Annotated in this window: 1 pseudogene; it reads right to left on the bottom strand. The window is 52.4% G+C overall.

What is annotated here, in order from left to right:
• Window positions 1-376 (bottom strand): annotated as a pseudogene (locus E0485_RS24420) (prenyltransferase/squalene oxidase repeat-containing protein); the annotation flags it as partial.

Raw genomic sequence — 376 nt, forward strand, 5'->3', positions numbered from 1 at the left:
GTCGGATAAACGGTCGTCCATTTATCTTCTTTCACGGAGTCGATCAGTCTGCAAATTCCTTTATCCAACGCGGCGGTTGGCTGCGGGTGAACGGCGATAAGGGCATCCAACGCCCATGCGGTTTGGGATGGCGTACTTCCCCCTAATGGTATATAACGCTGTAGCCGATCGCTGCTGCATGATTCCCCCCAGCCGCCGTCCTCATTTTGGATGCTCAGGAGCCAGTTGGCTCCTTTTTGTAATGTTTTATGGTTCGTCGGAAGGCCGACCGCCGTTAAACCTGTTAATGCGGCCCATGTGCCATAGATATAACAAACTCCCCATCTTCCGTACCATGATCCGTCCTTCTCCTGATGGCTAATCAGCCATTGTGTCC

It is taken from the genome of Paenibacillus albiflavus, assembly GCF_004344915.1.
In the GTDB taxonomy this organism is placed as follows: Bacteria; Bacillota; Bacilli; order Paenibacillales; family NBRC-103111; genus Paenibacillus_AM; species Paenibacillus_AM albiflavus.